Annotated in this window: 5 protein-coding genes; all 5 read right to left on the bottom strand. The window is 47.0% G+C overall.

Annotated features, from left to right (window positions below):
* Positions 1-1,424: hypothetical protein (locus tag OXG75_08315; protein ID MCY3625972.1), on the bottom strand; the 1,424-nt coding region annotated here is incomplete at its 3' end.
* Positions 1,425-1,814: 390 nt separating this feature from the next.
* Positions 1,815-2,069 (bottom strand): type II toxin-antitoxin system HicA family toxin, encoded by a 255-nt coding sequence (locus tag OXG75_08310; protein MCY3625971.1) that lies wholly within the window; start codon positions 2,067-2,069, stop codon positions 1,815-1,817.
* A gap of 432 nt (positions 2,070-2,501) precedes the next feature.
* Entirely contained in the window at positions 2,502-2,834 is a 333-nt protein-coding gene (locus OXG75_08305; GenBank protein MCY3625970.1) for a hypothetical protein, read from the bottom strand.
* Between the two features lie 55 nt (positions 2,835-2,889).
* Complete coding sequence (dnaK, locus tag OXG75_08300) at positions 2,890-4,809, bottom strand: molecular chaperone DnaK (protein MCY3625969.1); 1,920 nt, start codon at positions 4,807-4,809, stop codon at positions 2,890-2,892.
* A 26-nt stretch (positions 4,810-4,835) separates the two neighbouring features.
* Positions 4,836-5,696, bottom strand: a complete 861-nt coding sequence (locus tag OXG75_08295; protein ID MCY3625968.1) for an RNA polymerase factor sigma-32 — start codon at positions 5,694-5,696, stop codon at positions 4,836-4,838.
* Positions 5,697-6,190: the final 494 nt, after the last annotated feature.

Here is a 6,190-nt window from a genome sequence, read left to right as displayed (position 1 = left end):
TCGACGAGCTTTTCCGTCAATTCTCTATGTGAAAGAACTCCTTTGGTTTTCCTTTTGTAAAGCTCCTTCAAAGCTTTGTTTGGATTATCTTTATTTCTTATGCAAATACTGACTTTCTGGTAACTAAAACGTATTCTGCCTTGAGCCATTATGCCAAGTGCTGTGGCAATTTCTTTTGGAAAGAAATTATCTAGCTCGAACGATTTATTCCAGATCTTGATGTGTTCTGGTCGTGTTACATAACGATCCTGTCCATGAATCGATTTCCTCTTTTTGGCTTGAGCTTCCAGTTTTTTGGCATAACCCTCGTTGTCGAGAATGAGAAACGTAAACGTTTGATGATGATGAAAGTAATCAACAAGACGCAATATCGCGCGGAACCTGTCTTCCTTTGTACCAGTTGCTTTATCAACACCACCGAGCGAAATGATCTCGATCCCGAATTTGCCGGGATGGGCTCCAAACCAGTTCTCGAATATTTTCAGGGTCGCCAACTTCTCTGAATAACCTTCAACAATCAGACACAGCTTAGGTTGGGGATTGACCCCGTAGCGGTTTGCGACAAGCTCCAGATAGTGTCGAGTATCACGGCGAACCTCAAGTTCAGGTATATGGTTGAACACTGTACCAGCAACTTCGTTTGGGTGTGGAAGGTCTTCACCGCACAAATCCTTATAAAGAAAGCGTAGCATATGTGCGGCAGTACGTAGCGTCTCTGCTTTTAGAGCATTGCCTTTTAACCTGCGCCGCTCACTGATGGATATGAACTGGATAAGTTGATACCAGCGTTCCATCGGATCGCAGTTTTTTTGTGCAAGTGCTAGTCCTTCATAAGCGTGGCGCAATTTCTCGGGAGTGAGTTGAAAGAATTTTTCAGCCTGGTGCGGGTTCCAGTGCCTAGCATAATCTTCCCAATCCCAGTTTGTTAAATTAGGTCTGAGTCTGACCCATTCATCGAAATAGGAGTTTAGGTGAGGCACTTGTATGGTACGTTGATCACCTTGAGTGTGCGGGTAGTAACGATTCGAGATGAACTGGCAAAGTAGCGCTTGACTGCGACGATATTCATGGTCGCGTAGCATGCTTGCCATGTCTCTGAAGATTTCCATCCATTGCTCGCCACTTTTATTCCAGTCTATTTTCCGTGTCTCCGAGGTTTCAAGAAATTCATCCATAGGCACTGAAAGAGTCATCCCATTCAGGATGAAATCGAGATGATCAATCTGAAATATAGAGTAATAACCCTCTTGAGTTCGGTCCTTAGAGTCGGGTATAGCGTGGGAATCCTTTACAGAGGTTGTGTCCCAAGCCCACCCTTTTTCAAACCAGTCGTTGTCCTTCTTGGGTGGAAGATCGAAACGCTGCCCGACTTGCTTCGGTGTTCTTACTCGGTAAACCGGTGCAAATAGTCCAAGCCGTTCCAACCTGATCAGACGCTCTCGGTTCAACGACAGACCTCGATCCTTGCAAAATTTGATGAACTTTTCCGTTCCCAAAAGAGGGCAGGCTATCAAAGCGCCTTCCTTAACTATAGTTCGACCGATATTATGTGGAAGAGTTAAGATGTTCCGGGGTTCCGCATTCAGACTCACTATGTACCCTCAATGGTTAGAATCAGGCTCCTACGCTTTTGCCTTTAAGTCATTGCGTTCGGACTTGACTATGTTATCTGCTGAAACTTATATGGATTAAAATCGCATTCGCAAAAAGACGAAACGGAAATCAAGACCCCGCGCGATTATTTCTGTTCGGTATATTCGGTGTCCGTAACACCGTCGTACAAGATGGAATTCCCTATAAAGTCGGCAAATCTTCTACGCGTTTAAAAACTCGGATCTATCTATGTCGAATCTTCGCAGTATTGCCTTAATAGTTCCTACGCCAAGTTCTGTGTTCTTGCCATGATTCTTCAATGTATATTGAGGACCTTTTTTTGAACCACCCTCCGTTGGCCTTTGAAGTATTATCTCGCTCCCCTTTCCCCTATCATTCGGCATGACTTCAACACCAAACTTTTTTAGTTTAGCTAACAGTTTTTGTATCTTGAGTCTCGTTAGCTTTCGTGACATTTAGGCAGTAGCTGTCTGATATAGAGATTTTTTCGGTCTAAAGCTCCTGCCTTCAATCTCTATAGATTCTCTTTCATGGTCGAGGGTATAAGGAACAGACTTATAAAACATGTTCCAATACTCCGCGGGGGCGGGATTGTAGAGGTGGTCTGTGTTGTCGTTTTCGTAGGCGTAATTTATATAGCTTATAACCAGATCATACAATTCTGTATAAGCAGTCTCAAAAGATTCAGTCGTCGTATTGACAATATCAAATTCCAAACAGTGTGCTACGTAGTCTTCTTCCTCTCTATACAGAAGCACCGTCAGAAAGAACTCTTGATGCAAAATCAACACCTCCTAAGAATGTCTTATAACAATTATATATCCGTACATATGGTTCCGCAATCACCGGATACCGTGTCGAAAGCAAAAGAAATACAACCAGTGGTTCTAGCTTGGAAATATAATTATGGTTAGAAATTTGTATTCGTCATCTATCTCATAGGTGACATGCAGTCTCTCATTTGCAGATTCTATCTTTTTGAGAAGATTTGGGGTTCTTCCCTTGGTTGGAAATATATAGCACCGAGAACAAAGGCCTTCATCTATATCTTTCAACTGACTTGCTGTTCTTGAAGGATTATGAATTACCACCAAATTTGTGCCGGGTAGCCTGACTTTGAGTTTACCATCTGCGTCAACCCATGGCTCAACAACAACACGAATTTTCTCGACCTTTTTCATATCCTCATAAAGGGCCTTAGGAATGTCGTTTCTCTCCATATTTTTAGACTCCTTCTCAATGAAAGACGGTGCGGAAACCGAAACCGCATTGTGGTTATTTCTGCTCTGTAAACTCGGCGTCTATAACGTCATCGCCCGAGGTGGAATTCCCCTGCTCTGAGGCTTGGCCTTCAGCCCCACCCTCTCCGGAACCCGTAGCGGCTTCTTCCTGCTGCTTTTTGTACATCAGTTCCGCAAGCTTGTGAGAGACAGCGGTTATTTTCTCGGTCGCGAGGTCGATCTTGCCTAGATCATCCGATTTAAGGGCTTCTCTTCCCTCTTCAAGAGCCTGCTCAAGCTCCTTTTTCTCATCCTCAGAGAGGCCATCGCCAAGTTCCTGAAAGCTCTTGTCAGTCCTGTAGACAAGCTCGTCAAGCTGGTTTCTCTTCTGAACCTGCTCGCTTTTCTCCTTGTCTTTCTCGGACATCTTTTCGGCTTCCTCGACCATGGAATCAATCTCGTCGCTGCTAAGCCCGCTTGAGGCCTCGACCTTCACTTTCTGCTCCTTCTGGGTCGCGTTGTCCTTCGCGGATACATGGAGTATTCCGTCGGCGTCGGTGTCGAAAGTGACCTCTATCTGCGGAATGCCCCTCGCCGCCGCGGGAATGCCGGACAGAATGAACCTGGCAAGCGTCCTGTTATCAGCCGCCATCTGCCTCTCTCCCTGCAGCACGTGAATCTCAACCGAATTCTGGTTGTCCTCCGCTGTCGTGAAAATCTGGCTTTTCTTGGTGGGAATGGTCGTGTTTCTCTCGATTATGGTGGTCATGACCCCTCCGAGGGTCTCGATGCCCAGCGAGAGCGGTACCACGTCGAGAAGGAGCATGTCAGTCACGTCTCCTCCGAGCACGCCCGCCTGTATGGCGGCCCCCATGGCAACCACCTCGTCCGGGTTTATCCCCCTGCTCGGATCCTTCCCGAAAAAGTCAGTCACGACTTTCTGCACAAGCGGGATTCTGGTCGATCCGCCGACCAGTATTACTTCGGCTATCTCGCCCGGGCGAAGCCCCGCGTCCTTAAGGGCCTGCTCGCAGGGTTTGAGAGTACCCTTTATGAGATCTTCGATGAGCTGCTCGAACTTGGAGCGCGTTATCTTCATCACAAGGTGCTTGGGACCGCTCGCATCGGCCGTTATAAACGGCAGGTTTACTTCCGTCTCGACGGTGTTTGAAAGCTCGATCTTGGCCTTCTCGGCAGCTTCCCTGAGCCTCTGCACGGCCATCTTGTCCGCCCCGAGGTCTATCCCGGAATCCTTTTTGAACTCGGAGATGATGTAATCGATCACCCTCTTGTCAAAATCGTCTCCGCCGAGATGGGTATCGCCGTTTGTGGACTTTACCTCTATAACGTTGTTACCGACCTCAAGCACTGATACGTCAAAAGTTCCGCCTCCAAGGTCGTAGACGACTATCATCCCCTCTTTCTTCTTGTCAAACCCGTAGGCAAGGGCCGCGGCGGTCGGCTCGTTTATTATGCGCTTTACGTCAAGACCGGCTATTTTTCCGGCGTCTTTTGTGGCCTGGCGCTGGCTGTCGTTAAAGTAAGCGGGAACGGTAATAACGGCTTCAGTGACTTCGGAACCCAGATAATCCTCTGCGGCTTTCTTAAGCTTCATTAGGACGTGCGCTGAAACCTGCGGGGGAGAATATTCTTTTCCCTCTACCTCGACCCAGGCGTCTGACTTGCCTGACTTTACGACGCTATAGGCAAGACCCTCCGCTTCGCGTGATATCTCCTCGAACCTTCTGCCCATAAGTCTTTTGGTAGAGTAGACGGTGTTCTCGGGATTGGCGACTGCCTGGCGCTTCGCCGGTCCGCCGACCAGAACTTCTTCTCCGCCTTTTAGAAATGCGACTACCGAAGGGGTCGTTCTCGTGCCTTCCTCGTTGATTATCACTTTCGGCTCGCCGCCCTCAACGATGGCTACGCATGAATTGGTTGTTCCAAGGTCTATTCCTATTATTTTAGAAGCCATTTAATTCCTCCTGATTTTTCTTCTGATTACGGATGAATTTCAAGTTTTTCGGCCATGTGTCCCCTGAGTTTCCCTATGGACTCGGCCTGTATCTGCCTTACCCTCTCCTGGGAAACCCCGAGATCACGGGCTATTTCGTGGAGTTTTCTTGGAGGTTCGGTGAAATACCTCTCGTTTATCACCTTCTTCTGCCTCTCTGAAAGCGTCTCGAGAGCTTCGCTCAGGTTCTCCCTGGCCAGGTTGTCGAACCCGAGTTCGCCGAGCACTTGCTCCTGATTATCCGACGGGTCAGGAAGCAACTCACCATAAGTGGCCGAAGAGTCGTCCCCCGCGGGACGCTCCGAGAGGGAGAGATCTCTTTTGGAAGCGCGGACCTGCATCTCGGAGATTTCTTCTTCCTTAACGCCGAAATGGTCCGCAAGACGGCTTATGTCGTCGTCTTCCATGCTAGCGGCAGTTATACCGAGTTTACGCTTTGCCCCTTCTATTCTCTGGAAAAGCTTCCTCTGAGACTGCGTGGTTCCGATCTTCACGTTGCTCCAGAACTTCATTATATGGTTCTGGATCCTTACCCTGATCCACCACACCGCGTAGGATATGAGCCTGTAGCCCCTGTAGGGATTGAATTTTTTAACGGCGCGCATTAGTCCTATAGAACCTTCCTGAACAAGGTCCATGATCGGAAAACCGTAAGATTTGTACTCAGAAGCGATTCTCACCACGAACCTGAGGTTTGACACCACGAGCTTGTTGGCCGCTTCAAGATCTTCGTTTTCGTAATATCTGACCGCAAGTGCATACTCTTCTTCTTTTGAGAGAAGCGGATGTTTTTCCATCTCCCGCATGAAAACCGAAAGAGAATCGCACGTGGCGACTGCCGTTTGCATCTAACATGTACCTCCACTTCTCAAACTAATCATCAAAAGGTGTATGTCAAGGTTTTGAGGCAAAATAAAGAGCAAGAAACAAACGATAGAAAATATCTTAGATGTTAATTATAACTCCCTCCAATTACTACCTTGATGGCCCAGCGACCTCATTGCTAAAAAGATGCTTCAAAGAACCACCTGTTTTGTAATATACCTTACCCATCCAGTCTGCTTTGTCTCAGGAATTTGATGAACATCAGAGACAAAACAACCTGTATTTGGCTATTTTGACGCTTTCTTGAGATCGCCAAAACAGGCCGGTATGGTTTTATGCAACGGAGGAAGAAATAAAATTGCAAATGGGGAATTCTGGAATTTTTTCTTGGAATCCACTAGCTCATCTGGCTTTTGGTGCTTGGTAAAAAGAAATAAGTCTGTGTAGTTATGTATATGATTTCCACTAGTGTCCCAGTGTTAATCAAACAATTTCAGTTGGTTACAATACACTGATT

The sequence above is a fragment of the Candidatus Dadabacteria bacterium genome (assembly GCA_026705445.1).
Classification (GTDB): Bacteria; Desulfobacterota_D; UBA1144; order Nemesobacterales; family Nemesobacteraceae; genus Nemesobacter.
The sequence above is the reverse complement of the archived record's forward strand: the minus strand, read 5'-3'. Positions and strand labels throughout refer to the sequence as shown.